This window comes from Colwellia sp. 75C3, from assembly GCF_002836255.1.
Classification (GTDB): domain Bacteria; phylum Pseudomonadota; class Gammaproteobacteria; order Enterobacterales; family Alteromonadaceae; genus Colwellia.
Genome location: NZ_PJAU01000059.1, coordinates 59016 through 75071, shown reverse-complemented (window position 1 = coordinate 75071; position 16056 = coordinate 59016). Strand labels below are relative to the sequence as shown.

The window sequence follows — 16056 nt, the reverse complement described above, 5'->3', positions numbered from 1 at the left end:
TTATCCTATTCGGGACTCCTTGCCGTTTGTTGGTATTGAAGTTACTTCTTTGTTTATTAATTTTGTCAATACAATGGTAATGCCAAAATTGAGCCATATTAAATCGTTGAATGCTAGAGAATAAAGCGACCCGCCAATAAGGTATACAGTGATACTGCAAATAATGGCATTGCATAATTGTGTATAGAATATTGGGTTATCAAGATTTTTTTCATTTGCTTTAACTATTCTACGAAGTTTAAATAATCGAAGATAAGTAAAAACAAACAAAAGCCCCCATGTAAATATGCCTAAATAACCTGACTCAGCAAGTACCTGAAAATGACTACTATGTACATCTCTAGCACGGCGATACTTGCCATTTGAATCATCAAAAAAATCGTAATATTCTCGAAAACAACCAGGACCTACGCCTAATGGATAACTTTGAGTCATTTTAGTTGCTACTTTCCAAAAGTGAGGTCTAGATGCAGCAGAAGCATCCAACTCTTCTTTTTCCGCAAAGGCTGATTCTATACGCTGCTCATAGCCCTCTGGTAGTGGGATGATTGTAATAGTAATTGCTAATATAGGTATCATTAAGAAAGCTTTTTTAAACCATTTACCATTTAATACAAAAAGTAAGACTAATGCTAAAAATGTCGCTAATGCAGAACCTCTAGAAGACAAGGATATAATATTAAAAATAGTACCTATAATAAATAATAACATAACAATTGAAAATAATTTTGGATGAAGAATTATGTACTTTGGAAACAATCCTTTTGAATTACAATTTGAGCATTGCTGGTAGATGAAAATAAGAAAAAACAGTAAAATACCACTCCCCATTGCAAAAGCGTTACTACCTGAAAATATCCCTTCTAAATTCGATGCGCCGTAAGTAGAAGTACCACCAGCTAATATTGCTTGTATACCCGCTTTCCCAGAGTAAAACCCTAAGGATAGACCGACAATTGCTATTAAATATAATAAGTGTTGTTTATTTTCAATGACACTTGCGGAGAGTAGTACTGCGAACATTAGCAAAAACATGTATTGTAGTGGTTCTATTTTCTGAAATAAGTCACTACAGCCATTGATATTAGCGGAGAGTACCATTAACAGGTACCACGTAACCATAAGTATTGCTATACCGTCCTTAAGTGTAGGATATTTACCACGAAACATTGAAGGGATGAAAAACAGGATTGTGGCTATCATAGGAAACCTAAAACCAGTGATATCCATATAGACCCAGTCTTGTGGTCTAAAAATAGCAAACCACCAATAAGCTATCATCCCACCAAGACTATCGCGAAACGCTATAATTAGAAATAATAAAATAATGATTAGAACAACTACATCTCTCATACTTTAGCCAAATTCCTTTTCCCCTTTACCTTCCTATTTTTCTTCCTTAGTTTTTCTATGTATTTATCATTGAATTTATTAGCAAACGATCCGATTACATAGGAAATAACCAAAGAACCTAAAAATATAACTATATCGTTATTGAACTTTGGTAGTTGAATATTCGGCACTGTAAGCAACCAGAAAACGATGAGCGCAGCGGTCCAGTGGAATATATATATCGGATAGGAATAGTCTCCAATTTTTTTATCCAGCGTCATCCATTTTTTGTTTGTTTTAATGTTTTGTAATTGAAGAATTAGGCAAGCTGTTAATGCAATATTCAAAGTCTCAAAAATGAAACTCATTTTCCAACTAAAAGAGTCTGACCAAAATATTGGTAAAGAAAGGCTTAGTGCTAAATTAACAATAAATAATGGTAAGCTTACTTTTAATGGAATATATCTCTCCAGCAAAGAATATAGTGATTGCTTGTAGTGATAGATAAAAGCCCCCAGAGAGAAAGGGAGTGAAGCTGTTAATAGGCTACCATAGTCATAGGCAATAGCTTTAGTAGAATACATAATAAATACCATATAACTTATGCTAGAGATAAACCACACAAGTGTTACCTTTCTATTTTTAGATATTCCCAAACCAATCAATAGGTAAAAAAACAGCTCTATGGTTAGTGCCCATGTGGCTGGTAATACACGTGTCGGATATTCCATTAACCCAGGAAATATCATTAAAGTATTAATAAGGAATTCCTGCCAAGTTGTAGGGACTCTCAAGCTATGATGAAATTCTTGTGCAATGTCATTGCCAACAAAATAGATTATTATCAAGGTAACAAGCATTAATATCCAATAAATTGGATACAGCCTTAAAAGTCTGTTTGATGCGTAGTTTTTAAAGCCTAATAAAGTATAACCATATGTTTTTTGCATAATCATGGTCATTAAAAAACCACTCAATATGAAAAAAGAATATACAGCATAAGGTCCAATAGCTGGAACTTTTAGAATATGATAGGCAACAACATTGATAGCAAGAATTGTTCTTAATAAACCGAACATTGTTTAGTTCTGCTCCTTAATAATTAATGCAATATTGGCAAGGCCGGCCACTTCACATTTACTGAGAACTAAGCCATCAAGCTCAATGATTTCTCCAGCAACAAATTGATTTTTTTGTATATATTTGTAGTTGACTTGGTTTATTCCTATTTGTTCAATATATAATTCTGGGCATATATCTTCCGATTTTTGCCAAGTTTTTAAAGCCAAATTAAATAACTCGTGTGTTGAATTAGGATGCTTGTACCCTCCTAAACCAGCAAATAATGGTGCACTGATAGTTGTCACTGAAAATACAGACAATGCTTTTAATAGTTTTCTTTTGCTTTTATCCATTTTTTAAATGCTCTGCAAGTCTAATAGTCATTGCTACTATGGTTAGTGTTGGTGGAACATTACCACCGGTAGAAAATACGGAAGAACCAGAAATATATAGATTCTCTGTACCGAAAACTAGCTGGTTACTGTCAACTACCCCTGTTTCTGGCGTCGTACTCATGCGGGTGGTGCCCATATGATGATTACTAAATCCGAGCTGATCATTCCAGATTCTACTAGAGCGATTTTTAAGTAACTTTAATCGCCCTAATGACTGAGCGCCTATTTCTTGCGCTGCGATTTCTAAGGATGTCCATAATCTATTCTTATCTGAATCACTGACTTTGTAGTCAATAATTATTTTAGGTAGGCCAAGTGCATCTCGTTTTGTACCTAATTTTATGCGATTATCTTCACTTGGTGTTTGTTCCATCATCATGGGAATCTCAAACCCTCCTACCTCATTAGCGCCGTCAAACAAATGTGAATCAAATTTCTTACGTGCTATTGCTTCAAGAACCATATCCATATCAGAAACAATGTTATACAAGTGGGAACCTGTGTCTTCGGGTAATGTTAAATCAGATAAGGCTGCCCCTAATACATGAGAAGAAGATATGCCATCAGAAATTGTATATTCGCTAGCAGGCACCATTGGCATTCTTAGGTTTGTTGTTTTGTGTTGTCTTAACGACTCATTAGATAATGTTAGGAAGCCAAGAACATATTTCTGTTCGTACAGCGAAGCTTGATATAAATCAAAACTCTCTGGTTTATCGGTAAATAAATGGGCGGCTCTAGGTGTAGGATGTTCCATAAAGTAGCGGCCAACTTTGTCACCTTGATTCCCGAGCTTATTTTCATATTTTTCATTAAATGCTAACAGCATTCTAGCATTTTCGAGACCACCTAAACCGATTACAAAAGTATCTGCATGCAATGTAAAACTATTACCTTTGTTATTTAAAATGGCTATACTTCTAGCTTTTTTTGTTTGTTTATCATAATCAATATCAACGAGGTTACTATTTGTTAGTATCCTTATATTCTTTGCATCAACAATTGCTTGACCATGCTGTGCAAAAAAACGAACTGGAGGGTTGGAAGCTTTAGTTATTCTAGTTTCTAAAATTTTTGAGTTAGCTACTAAATCGATCTTATTTAATTTTTTTCTCCAGTAATTGGTTTGATAACCATCCGTTTCTACACCGCAATAAAGCTGTGCTTTTATATAGTGGACAGATAAGTCTGCGTAAGATATTGGCCAGCCGCTATTAGGGATCCATTCTCTATGCTCGAAGTCTATAGGGTCTAATGGTGAGGTATTATTTTGCCAGTGATTACTACTGCCCCCCAAAAATCGTAATCTTGCATAATGTGGATCGGGTAAGGGAGGTGGAAACCTTTCCGCCTGATACAAATCTTGGCTTTCTTGTTGATAATTTATGTCACCCGATTCAACAAGTATTATATCTTCGAAGTGATCTTTAAGTTCGTTTGCTAAAACAATGCCAGCTACTCCGCCACCAACAATACATATTTGGCACGCAAGTTTAGCTTTATCAGGGATTAAATTTCCATTTTCTATCATATTAGTAGTTTGCTATTTTATTAATAAATAAAGGTAATAACGCATAATTATGGCAACATTGGCATTACATTTGGGTAACGTCCTTCAAAGAGTTGCTTGCTAATTTAGGTCTAGTGAGAGATTTTATTGTTACATATATGTTATTTATTTTCAGTCGTTTTAATAGAATTACTATCATTCATATACTTATCCCACCACATTTGAAACATTAACATGCTCCAAAGTACGGTAGCATTGTCTTTCTTTTCTGTTTTGTGTTCATGCCACAGCTTTGCTATTTGCTCTTTCTTGAAAAAATTGCAAAGCCCATGCTCTCTATTTAATAATCGCTCTTCTGTTATTGATTTCAGTTCATTACGTAGCCAAGATGCCAGCGGTACTGAAAAACCCATTTTTTTTCGATATAAAATATCGTCAGGTAAATAGTCTTTAAAGGCTTCTTTGAGTAAATATTTTTTCTCAGGCTTGCTTTTATTGGTATTAAATTTCAACTCAGAAGGGATAGTACAAGCAAACTCTATTAATTTATGATCGAGAATGGGAGCACGAACTTCTAATGAGTTAGCCATACTCATGCGATCAACTTTGACTAAAATATCACCCGGTAAATAGGTTTTCATATCGGTATATAAAATACGCGATAAGTGATCTTTGCCATCACAATTATTATAAAAATCTATCGTTAATTTTGAAGGGTGATAATCGCCAAGTTCAATTTTAGTTTTATCATTTATCAGTGTTTGCCAAGTACTATCTTTGATAAATGAATTGGAGATATAAAATCCCATCCCCGGTTCAACACTTAAACTGGTTAATAAAGAACTAGCTCTTTGGCTGGCATTAATGTTTATTGAACGAGCTACATTTGCCAGAGTTGGGAAAATATTTGTTCTTATCCAAGGGGGGATTTTATTACGTAAGTTATTTTCCATATGATCGGCTGAATATTTTTCATATCCCGCAAAGACTTCATCACCACCATCGCCAGCAATAGCTACGGTCACTTTCTCTCGTGCAAGTTGTGAAACAAAATAAGTGGGCACCAATGATGGATCCGCAAATGGCTCATCAAAAAACGAAACAATATGCTCTAAACTTTCAGCTACGTCTTGATGTACGGTTAATTCGTGATGATTCGTGTTGTATTGATCTGCAACCATTTTTGCAAACTCGGTTTCATCAAATTTTTCATCGTCAAAACCAATTGAACAAGTGGTTATTGGTTTGGCATTATTCTCATCGGCTATTTTTGCCATGAGTGCAACCACTCCACTTGAGTCAACGCCACCACTTAAAAATGCACCTAAAGGTACGTCTGATACCATTCGTTGTTTGGTGCAACTACGTGCTAGCGCTTGTACATTTTCTTTTAATGCTTGCTCTGGCTCGCTAGATGTTTGAGCAAAAGATATATCCCAATACTGTTGTTTTTTTAAACCATTTTTATTTACTAATAAATAATGACCTGGTTCTAGCTTATGAATACCTTGAAAAATGGTTTTAGGATCAGGAATATATTGATAGGCAAAAAAGTCATGTACAGCGTCTAAGCGAATATCTTTAGGTATCGATGGCAGAGCCAACATAGCTTTTAGTTCTGAAGCAAATACAAGATCGTTATTAAAAAAACTGTAATATAATGGTTTTTTGCCTATTCTGTCACGAGCAACAAATAATTCTTGTTTGATATTGTCCCAGATAGCAAAAGCAAACATGCCATTGATTTTATCTAGTAGCTTATTAATGCCAATTGACTGATACAAGGCCAATATAACTTCAGTATCTGTATCAGTTTTAAATTCAACGCCCTCTTTTATAAGCTCTTCACGTAACTCTATGAAGTTATATATTTCACCGTTGAAGGAAATAACAACCTGTTCATCAGCAGATTTCATTGGCTGAATACCAGCATCTGATAAATCAATAATAGCTAAACGTCTATGACATAAACCAACATGATCAGTTAAATATTCACTGCCAGCATCTGGGCCTCTATGAAAAATACGTTCACCCATCGTTTTCAGCGTGTCAATTGAACCCTGTTGCTGATGAAATTGCGTAAAACCTGCTATGCCACACATGATGATTACTTCCTTATTAACCTGTATTAGTATTTCAAGCCATTTATACTGCTTGTTATAAGCTGATATAACGTCTTAATTTTGGACCGATAGTATTCGCTAGCGCTAGTGGTAATTTTTTCCAAATATTCTCCACTAAAGTCTTTAGTGAGCTAGTTGACTGCACAATGCCCTTCTGCGAATCAGATTGGACATTATCATCACGCCATTCCAATAGAACTGGTTGAGCTCCCCACTGCTGTTTAAATCGAAACGTACCTTCATTAAACGTTGAACGGCCAAAATCAAACTCGGTACATCCTTGCTCGGTAACAAATTTTAATAATGCCCAGTACAACATCATATTGGGAGATAAACGGTTATATTCTGCTCGGGTAGACGCCCATGGAATACAAGCTTTATCATTAGAAAAGAGCACGATTCCAGCACCTACCGGTACACTATCTAATTTAACAACCACGATAATACATTGGTCTTTATATTGCTCACAGATAGATTCAATCCATTTTTTACTGTGAACTGGTGAACCTAACCTGAGCATATTTTCACTAAATACTGCATAGAACTCATCAATAAACTGTTGATTTGTTCCTAGCTCATAGGTCAAACCATTTTTTTCTGCTTTACGTATTTGACTGCGCAATTTAGATTTAAAACCCGAAAACAACTCATCACTCGTTGCAGGTAGGGGTAAAAGCATACTCACTTTCCTTCCTTCAAACTGAGTGTTATCGCTAATTTCTGCACGTTCACGATATTCTATCGATTTAGCGTTTAACTGCCCTTTTAATTCAGTGCCTTTTAGCTCTAATGTAATTTGTACTTCATTATTATCCGCTAAACACCCACCCACATCACAAAAAGGAAGCGAACATAATGAGCTACCTTTAAGCGGAATATGAATATTCACCAAAGGTAAAACGCCAACGACTTTTGAATTCTGCATTGCAACAAAGTAATAAACTTTATGTGAATAAGCTGCCTCAATAGCCGCTAACCACGCAAAAAGATGATAAGGACTATGTCCTTTATGCTTTTGCACATATTGGTCCCACAATAAAGAATCAGAAGCACTAATTGTTGTAATGACTAACTGAGAATTTGTCACTATTGAATACCTTGATTCTGAGTTAATATTTCTTTCGCTTCACTAATAGTACAAAAGGTCACATTTGCATGTTCCTGTAAGTAACTGACAGTCTGTTTCATGTTTTTCAGTATCTGCTCTCGAGTAAAAGGATGATTGCTATAGGGTAAGTCTATTAAACTTGAACTATGCAGGTTCATATGAACAATAGGTGCTTTTCGTTTCAGTAATACTTTAATCAATGTTTGCATGTCAGTTGCTGATGCCAACTCTGGGCTTAAATATATTTTTCGTAAAAGTTTTAACTGCCACATAATTCCTGGTATTCGCAAGAAGGATAAAAATGGAGTACTAGATAATTTATGGATTTTGTCACATAAAGTAAACGGGGCATGGTTAAAGCCTGCAGAAACAGGTATCTCGAAAATAGACGATTGTGTAATTTGTGACTGAGCTTTTAATGGATTTGATAAATCAGGCCAATAGGGTTCAACTGGCGCACCGTCGCAGTTAAAATAACTATTACGGTAATATGGGTAAACGCTGGAGTCGACAGTAATACCATGTTTAATTAGCAACGCCATTACAGCTGAGTTTATTCCCCAACGCCCTGTTCGAAATGAACTAATATCTTTGCCAAATGATGCCCTCAATTTCCCTAATAAGTTAACCAATTTTTGCTCAACCAAATCTATAGGTAAATTTACAACATGAGACGAAAACTCATCATTTTCAGCCGTCATAGGTGGATTACACCAAGGGTGTAAATGAGCGCCGATTTCACATTGCCCAGCTTGATCAATAGATTTTAATATTTGTACACTTTGTGAGTTATTTATAACTGGATAGTCAACAAAGTAAGTGGGCCGAATCCCTACACTGTTACAGTCTTGTTGAAATCCTTGTATAGCCTGAATATTTTCAACTTGCACATTGTATTGCGGAAATTCAGTTTTCCAATCCCACTCTTCTTCCGTGTCTACCGACAATACAAACAAAACAGATGGCTTATTTTGCATTGTCATCTAATTTAACCTTTCACTAAATCTTGAAAAAGTGTCGTGTATTCACTAGCCATTCTTTTGCCTGAATAGTTAGCGTTTACAAACTCACAAGCTGCAAGAGATAATTGTTCTGCTTTATCTTGATTGAAAAGCAAATCTTCCCAATAACCTAACAACAGTTCTTTTTCACCAAAAGGCGCTAACAAGCCAGTTTTTTCATGCTCTATTAGCTGGTCAATCCCAGCAATATTATATGCTGCAACAGGAACCCCCATCGCTGTGGCTTCCATTAAACAACGAGGTATTCCTTCTAAAGTTGATGTCATTACAAATAAATCAAAACTTTGCAATAGTTCTAAACGATCATCTCTAAAGCCTAAGAATTCAATTCGACTTTTATGGGAAAGTGATTGTGTATATTCTTCAAGCTCAACTCGAGATTCGCCATCACCAAGTAAACTCAAGGTAATATTAGGGTACTTACCTGCCAGTGATTCAAAGATGTCGAGAATATCTTTAATATTCTTACGGCTAATCATCTGACCAACAAAGCCGATTCTTTTGTTATCTCCAACTGACTTTAAAGTATTTTCTTTTATTTTTTGCTCTTCAACTTCGGATAAATCGACACCGTTTTGTACATAAACCAAACGTTTTTCTTTCACTCCGAAGCCACGGACATCATTACAAAGGGCTTTAGAAAGCGGGGCAACAATATCTGCAAATCTAAATGACTGACAACCTAACCAAATAAATAACCTTAATTTATAATCAAGACCATTCTCAAACCCGTGGGGTGTAATTACAATTTTAATTCCTGCTTTCTTTGCAGCTAATAAACCTAAAATATCAGATTTATATCCATGAGTATGAATGATATCAATATCATTGCTTTTGATAACCTCTACCAGTCTATCAACTACTTTAAGGTCAAACCTATTACTCATAGGTAATTGAAAAACACTGCCATTAAGCTTATTGAATTCACCGACTATTTTTAACTCATCGTTGTTTGATTCAAGAGTAACGGCAAGGTGGCAATTGACTTCTTGCGGATTCAAATACTTTGCCAGTGCTAATACCCAACGCTCTGCACCATAAAAGCCTGTTGAACATATAAATTGTAATACATTAAGCTTTTTCATTGAGCTTTATTCCCTAATAATTTTGCAACCTTGACAGAGCGTAAACTCAGCCATTTCAATTCATTATTTATTGATAACCGTGATAGCTCTTTAAATAATAAAGCACAAATTTTCATTCCTTTATTTGTCTTAACAGGCTTGGTGTACTCTCTAATCCTTTCAAACTCATTTTGGCTAGCGCTATGTTGATAGAAGTTTGCAAAACCAATGTTTTGCATCAGTAATACCAAAATTCTCGTATAATCATTGTTAGTATCACTTTGCAGCATATCTATAATGTGCTGATAGAAATAATCGGCTTTGTTTAGGAACTTATCATTCTTAACTGATGAATAATAATTAGCCATATAAAAAATTCCAACTTTACGTAAATCTTGACCTGCCCATGTGGTATTTGGGAATTCTAATTTATCTACTTGTTCTAAATAAGGTAACTCATTGTTCAACATCCAATCCGCGTAATGAAGCATTGCATCTCGGGCGTAATAAAAGTCATCATCTAGTTGCTTTATTCGTTCTTTTACCAGCAAAAATCGGCCTACTGACTGTAAAAATACAGTGTAAAACCATGTGGCTTCTATATTACCAAAATCACGTAAACTAATATCATCGTTTGGATGGAAGGTATTAGATATTACCTTAAAAGATCTGGCTAAATAGTCTTCTTTTTGAGTGAGGTCAAAAGCATCTAATAAAGCAATGATATAATGCCCTGTGCCTCTGTCTAAAGGATACCGCCCTAATAGGTGATCTTTAACACCGTGATTACCACTTTGCTTGATCGCAAATAGTTTTGCTAGAAAACTATTTGAGCCTTCAAAACTAAAAGTAATCCAATCAGCTAGCTGTAATACAGCCTTTTTAGCCTTTTCATTACCCGTTAATAAGTAATGACTCTTTAAACCCGTTGTATAGCAATGCTGTACACCAGGACCTCCTCCTGAGCTATAGTCCTCATAAGCGGCTTGATGATTTTTTGAAAAAGTTCTATGTGTGCAAGTGGAAGCATCCAAGTAATGGTCAGTGTGCCAAAAAAGTCCACCGTTATACTCATCTTTGTCATCCACAGTATGATAAATATCAATATCAGCCACATGTTTGCTAAGGTCATTTGCCAACTCAAAATAGCTTGGATTTCCAGTAGCTAAGTATTGATAGACAAAGCCATAAATGGGGTCGTACTGGTTATTGTAATGGGAAACAAAGATATCATCTCCTGCATAACCCTTTGTTTCATGATCTGCATACAGATCACCAAAATTTCGCCAACCATATTCATCAACAGCTTCACGCTTTTCATAAAAGTTGCTGGGGCCATGAATGCCTTTTTCAATAATCGCGGACAATTCGTCCTGCTTGACACATGATTTAAAGAAATCAAACGCACCCGTTTTCTCAATATACTGCGGCTCTATGATTACAGTTAACGGTTTATCAAGCCAATTAAAATTTTGAGCCGTTGATTTAAAGTCAATCCATACCGAGTGTGATTTTTTCTCGCCGCCTTGTAATTCAAAATTACCTTCGGGAAATAATGCGACAGTTAATGAATCACTTTGCTTTGATATGGCTTTAGGAAAATTCTGCCAAAATTTTTCAATATAAACACTGGTTGTGTCTTCTGAGTTTTTAACACTAAAAGAAGGAGATATACGCATGCCTTCGTGTTCATCATTAGCAGAGTTAATAACAAAGCCATTTTTTTCAAACCCTATGTCCCCTGCGGCATCTTTATGCACAGGGCTATTCCAATTTACTCCACCACTAGAGAGTTGCTTGAGGAAGGCATTTTGGCCACACGGGATTGTTTTATTTGAAACATGATCATAAATATCAACGGAGCTATTACTATCCACAGGGATATTTACAGAGAGAGACTTAAAAAGAATAGAGCCCTCGTCACCTAAATCCCATAATGCTCCAGGGTGTTTTGCAGCTTGTGGGTTATGCAGCGTAAGCTCTACTTTTATATAACTTGTGTTGGCAAAAAATGTAAGTGTGGATTCAAATTTAAGTTCACTCTTTTCTTTATTTTTATCGACGAAACTACCATTGATAGTTAAATTTTTTCGATGAGTCGCCTCTTCAATAAGGCCAATACAAACATCATCTATAATAGCTTTGTATTCTTCATTTTTTGAATTAGTAAGTTGAATGGATAAAGGTTCACTTCCTTTTTTACCCAACTTAGAGCTAACGATAGATAGCAATTCACCTTCAGATGTATCTATGTAGAATGAATCTAAGCCAGTATTAACTTCAAGTTTCTTATTATTATCTAATACATTTATTTGGCTTTGCTGTGACGATATACCTTCATCAGAAAAATTATCAGTCAACGTAAGTAATAAGGTTTCATTGCTTGTAATATCAACAATAAAATCAATCATTGCCCATTTAACACTGCCATCATGCCAAAACGTTGAAGGTGATATTTGACATGATACAAGCTGATTATCCTGATATTGAATAGCCAGCTTAGTATCAGTAGATACAGTGCCCATAACAAAAGGAAAACCAATACTTACAGGTTGAGAGGTACGAGAAACACTATGACTCTCTACAAGAGAAAACGGGACAGATATCACTGTGCTCAATCCTTAATGTTATCTTGTATAAGGTTAACTTTATTTTTTATCATAGAGATAACAACTTCCATATCTTTATCACTTTCCATAGACAATGCGATAATAGCTGAGCTTTGTGTTTGACCTAACATTGCCATTAACGTTTGGTAAAGCTTCAGTTTTATCTTGTTTGTGAATACTTCACCTGAGAACTGATACCAATATAAAATATATCGATATTGACCTGACGGTGAGACAATTTTAATCTGTTGAATTTCTTTATCTTCATCAATACTAATTTGTCTATTTTGAATTAATGTCCAACGGTTTGCACTATACAATTTATTCATAGAAGAAATTAGCTCCCCTTCCCCACCTAAATAGCTAGCAATAAAAAGCTCTATGTTATCAAGGTTGTTAGCACCTTTAATAACTCCTTGCTGAATATTTGATGCTTTAGAAAAGTCAGGACGCCACTTTTGCAATGGTTTTTCTTTGACAACAAAGGGTAATGCTCTTAAATCCACTATTAATTCATCACCTGTTAACGTGGCTTTATTGTTAGTTACAGAAGACAACCAAAAGACTTGGCTTACAAATAACAAAACAAGAAGACTACATGCCATCACAGGACTATTCTTTACGCTAGTACTATCTACACTAATACTTTTTTCGTTAATATCTTCACTTGGTGTAGATTTTTGAGGGTTAGCTACTTCAGTTCTATCTCTTAATCTCTCACCAATCATTATCAATAAGAACAACACAAACGCGAAAAACACACCACCGTATATAAGATGATCGGCCCCCGCGGCATGTTCCATATCGGTTAGGTGCGCAATTAAGACTATACCGTACACTCTTAAAGCATTTGCAATAATTGGGACGATTAATGAGATGCAAATAAAGAATAATCTTTTAGGTAATCTGTTAAAAGATACATATGCGTATAAATTACCAAAAACGATTGATGTGATTAAAAAGCTAATTCCAGAACAAGCTTCAGCAACTAAAAAACGCCCTTCTGGGATGTCTAAATAAAGACCATTTCTATAAACAGGTATGCCTGTCATTTCTAATAAAGGAACGGCTAAATCAGTCGTGATTTCTTGCAGATAAGGTATCAACTGCTCACCGAAAGGAACAGAGAACAACATAAAATATAAAGGGAATGCGATGACTTTAGCTGCTTGATTACCAATAACAAACCAAATAAGTAATGGTAATGAGGCAAAAGTAGCTATGTGCATGAATAACCGAATATCACCAACAACAGCAAAAGTATATAAGAGTAACGTTCCCATTAAAGGCAGTAACAACCAATAATTAGCAACAAAAGTCTGTTGAGAAAGTTGGGCTCGTTTTTGATAAATAAGGAAAAAAGAAATAGGAATGACGAGAAAGCAGTGATTAAATATTTCAGAGATAGCCCAAATATTTACCGCTGTAACCAGTCCTTGGTAATAAGTATAAAACCAAGCAATAAAAATGGCTACAACTGGTGCAGCTTTAATTATCTGTTTAATCATGCTTATTTAATTCCTTTATTTAAATACACACTCTTCATTGTGTCCCATTGGTAGTCTTCTAACAAACGAACGACCTTGCCTTCCATGCGAGATAAATTTAAGTAATGACGAAGCTTAGACTTAACCGGCGCACCAGCGACACGAGGTTGCTCAGGGTCAATTTCCCATGGGTGGAAATAAAAGCTATAAGGTTGTTTTTCTGTACTCAAGTAATTATCAATACGTCTTTTAGACAGCCAATAAGGATAAAGGCGAAAGTAACCACCACCACCGATGCCAGTATTACGATCATTTTTTCTTACTGTTGGTACAGGTATTTCAATGATGCCTTCGTCTCTTTGGTATTTAAAACGTGGCCAATTAGGTACTCCGTATAAATCATGCTCAATTGGGTAAGTACTAGAGCTGTATTCAAAACCCAAATCAACTAGAGCCTGATACACCCAAGTATTACTATCATTAAAAGAGAAACTTGGCGCTCGATAGCCAATAATTTCTTGTCCGGAAACATCTTCAAGTACTTTTTTACTCTGACTAACATCCGCTATAAATTGCTCTGGCGTCATTTCAGTCGCACGTTGATGATCAAAACCATGACTTGCTAATTCATGTCCTTGGTCAACGATTGCTTTAATCATATTAGGACAACGTTCAGCGACCCAGCCCAAGGTGAAAAAGGTACATTTAGCCTGTTTCTGTTCAAACAGTTCTAATAATCGATAAGTATTTTTTTCAACTCTTAACTCAAGGTTTTTCCAATCAGTTTTATCAATCGCCTTTTCAAAGGCTGAAACATGAAAATAATCTTCAACATCTACCGTTAGCGCCTGTTTTTCAGGTATCGGGCTTACTTTATCTACAACTTGCATTTCAATTAACGCCCTTTACCAAATAACACAATTTCAACGGTTCGAATTAGTATCAATAAATCCAATAGAAAACTACGATGCTTAATATAATACAAATCATATTTTAGCTTTTCTAACGAATCAGCTTCCGTAGCCCCGTATGGGTATTTTAATTGTGCCCAACCGGTTAAACCCGGTTTAACATTATGACGTTCGTTATAATAAGGAAGGTTTTTGATAAGGCTTTGCACAAACTGAGGGCGTTCTGGTCTTGGACCAACAAAGCCCATATCACCATGTAATACATTCCAAATTTGTGGCAGTTCATCAATACGGTATTTACGCAAATACAGACCTATTTTTGTGACTCGACTGTCATTTTCACTCGCCATTTGAGCGCCGTGTTTTTCAGCATCTAAACGCATGCTACGAAATTTGATAATATTAAACGGTTCGCCATCTAAACCAACACGTTCTTGCTTGTAAAAAATTGGCGCATCAAAACCTTCAGTTATTTTCATAATCAACACAGTAATAAGCATTACAGGCCAAGTAATTAATAACAAAACAAATGCCATTACCGCATTAAAAATCCAATCGAGTGTATTGCGTAAATGATTATTAGAGGCAAACCCATTTGAATAGATTACCCAGCTTGGATAAATAAGATTAACGGCTATTTGTCCTGTTTCACGCTCAATAAAATCCAATATATCTATAATTTCTATACCACGGATTTTACATGCAAATAATTCATCTACGGGTAGATTATTTCTGCGTTCGTCATTAGCGACAACTATCTCGTCAATATTATGAGCTAAGGTGTACTCAACCAATGATTCATCAAGATTAATACGCGTTTCACGCTGAATTCCATCAGGTGCATCACCGTCCATAATAACAAAACCATGCACAGTGAAGTCTTGCCTATCGACATCGCGTCGCATACGCCTTTCTATAATGGATGCTCGTTTACCTGATCCTAACACCAGAATATTACGCTTACCAAAACCAAAGAAATCAATTTTAAAGGTAAAATAACGAAAAGAACTAATAAGAAAAACACTAAGGGATGAGGCTATAGCCAATAATTCTATTGGTAGAAGATAAGCACCATAAAAAGGGTTAATGAGGGTGGCAGCACAAAAGGCCACAGAAACACACATCAACATGCGACGGAATATGCCTCGAAAACTCTCTCTCAGTTTTGAGTTATACAATCCTAGCGCTAATGCACTTAACTGATTAAGTAGTGCAAAAATAACGGCATAGAGTAATAAAAAACTGTCAGGTATAACCTGAAAGTCAACAACTTGGTATATTCCGTTCAAGTGAACAGCTAACAACAAAGCACCAGCAAATAAAATTTGCTCTATGATGATTAAGGATTTAGTCCCTGCTGATAAATCACGAAATTTCGAACTAGACATAGCCGACTAGATTCCCTTTAATTGATAATTGCTAAATAGCAGCTA

Annotated in this window: 12 protein-coding genes; all 12 read right to left on the bottom strand. The window is 35.6% G+C overall.

Annotation, left to right across the window (positions count from 1 at the left end; genetic code table 11):
* The gene (locus CXF85_RS17710; RefSeq protein WP_101229973.1) at positions 1–1353 is read right to left on the bottom strand and encodes an O-antigen ligase family protein; all 1353 of its coding nucleotides are present in this window, start codon (positions 1351–1353) and stop codon (positions 1–3) included.
* The gene (locus CXF85_RS17705; RefSeq protein ID WP_101229972.1) at positions 1350–2411 is read right to left on the bottom strand and encodes an acyltransferase family protein; all 1062 of its coding nucleotides are present in this window, start codon (positions 2409–2411) and stop codon (positions 1350–1352) included. Before CXF85_RS17705 ends, CXF85_RS17710 begins: the two co-directional genes overlap by 4 nt.
* A 3-nt stretch (positions 2412–2414) precedes the next feature.
* On the bottom strand, positions 2415–2747 hold the full coding sequence (locus tag CXF85_RS17700; protein WP_101229971.1) for a hypothetical protein: 333 nt from the start codon (positions 2745–2747) through the stop codon (positions 2415–2417).
* Positions 2740–4320 carry a GMC family oxidoreductase gene (locus tag CXF85_RS17695; protein WP_101229970.1) on the bottom strand — a complete coding sequence of 527 codons (1581 nt, stop codon included), beginning with the start codon at positions 4318–4320 and terminating at the stop codon, positions 2740–2742. Before CXF85_RS17695 ends, CXF85_RS17700 begins: the two co-directional genes overlap by 8 nt.
* Before the next feature lie 140 nt (positions 4321–4460).
* A complete protein-coding gene (gene asnB / locus CXF85_RS17690) occupies positions 4461–6401 on the bottom strand; it encodes an asparagine synthase (glutamine-hydrolyzing) (protein WP_101229969.1) in 1941 nt (646 codons plus the stop codon).
* A gap of 55 nt (positions 6402–6456) precedes the next feature.
* Complete coding sequence (locus CXF85_RS17685; protein ID WP_232771251.1) at positions 6457–7509, bottom strand: FemAB family XrtA/PEP-CTERM system-associated protein; 1053 nt, start codon at positions 7507–7509, stop codon at positions 6457–6459.
* Positions 7509–8513, bottom strand: a complete 1005-nt coding sequence (locus tag CXF85_RS17680; protein WP_101229968.1) for a polysaccharide deacetylase family protein — start codon at positions 8511–8513, stop codon at positions 7509–7511. Before CXF85_RS17680 ends, CXF85_RS17685 begins: the two co-directional genes overlap by 1 nt.
* A gap of 5 nt (positions 8514–8518) precedes the next feature.
* Complete coding sequence (locus tag CXF85_RS17675; RefSeq protein WP_101229967.1) at positions 8519–9637, bottom strand: glycosyltransferase; 1119 nt, start codon at positions 9635–9637, stop codon at positions 8519–8521.
* On the bottom strand, positions 9634–12225 hold the full coding sequence (locus tag CXF85_RS17670) for an exo-rhamnogalacturonan lyase family protein (RefSeq protein WP_101229966.1): 2592 nt from the start codon (positions 12223–12225) through the stop codon (positions 9634–9636). The genes CXF85_RS17675 and CXF85_RS17670 overlap by 4 nt, the downstream gene beginning before the upstream one ends.
* Positions 12226–12230: 5 nt before the next feature.
* Complete coding sequence (gene xrtA / locus CXF85_RS17665; RefSeq protein ID WP_101229965.1) at positions 12231–13733, bottom strand: exosortase A; 1503 nt, start codon at positions 13731–13733, stop codon at positions 12231–12233.
* A 2-nt stretch (positions 13734–13735) separates the two neighbouring features.
* The gene (locus tag CXF85_RS17660; protein ID WP_101229964.1) at positions 13736–14602 is read right to left on the bottom strand and encodes an XrtA system polysaccharide deacetylase; all 867 of its coding nucleotides are present in this window, start codon (positions 14600–14602) and stop codon (positions 13736–13738) included.
* Between the two features lie 5 nt (positions 14603–14607).
* Complete coding sequence (locus CXF85_RS17655; protein WP_101229963.1) at positions 14608–16011, bottom strand: TIGR03013 family XrtA/PEP-CTERM system glycosyltransferase; 1404 nt, start codon at positions 16009–16011, stop codon at positions 14608–14610.
* Between the last annotated feature and the right edge of the window lie 45 nt (positions 16012–16056).

Bases quoted from the DNA above. Each gene is read 5' to 3' on its own strand.
- CXF85_RS17675 (WP_101229967.1), bottom strand. From the start codon at position 9,637: ATGAAAAAGCTTAATGTATTACAATTTATATGTTCAACAGGCTTTTAT.
- asnB (WP_101229969.1), bottom strand. From the start codon at position 6,401: ATGTGTGGCATAGCAGGTTTTACGCAATTTCATCAGCAACAGGGTTCA.
- CXF85_RS17680 (WP_101229968.1), bottom strand. From the start codon at position 8,513: ATGACAATGCAAAATAAGCCATCTGTTTTGTTTGTATTGTCGGTAGAC.
- CXF85_RS17695 (WP_101229970.1), bottom strand. From the start codon at position 4,320: ATGATAGAAAATGGAAATTTAATCCCTGATAAAGCTAAACTTGCGTGC.
- CXF85_RS17700 (WP_101229971.1), bottom strand. From the start codon at position 2,747: ATGGATAAAAGCAAAAGAAAACTATTAAAAGCATTGTCTGTATTTTCA.
- CXF85_RS17655 (WP_101229963.1), bottom strand. From the start codon at position 16,011: ATGTCTAGTTCGAAATTTCGTGATTTATCAGCAGGGACTAAATCCTTA.
- CXF85_RS17705 (WP_101229972.1), bottom strand. From the start codon at position 2,411: ATGTTCGGTTTATTAAGAACAATTCTTGCTATCAATGTTGTTGCCTAT.
- xrtA (WP_101229965.1), bottom strand. From the start codon at position 13,733: ATGATTAAACAGATAATTAAAGCTGCACCAGTTGTAGCCATTTTTATT.
- CXF85_RS17660 (WP_101229964.1), bottom strand. From the start codon at position 14,602: ATGCAAGTTGTAGATAAAGTAAGCCCGATACCTGAAAAACAGGCGCTA.
- CXF85_RS17710 (WP_101229973.1), bottom strand. From the start codon at position 1,353: ATGAGAGATGTAGTTGTTCTAATCATTATTTTATTATTTCTAATTATA.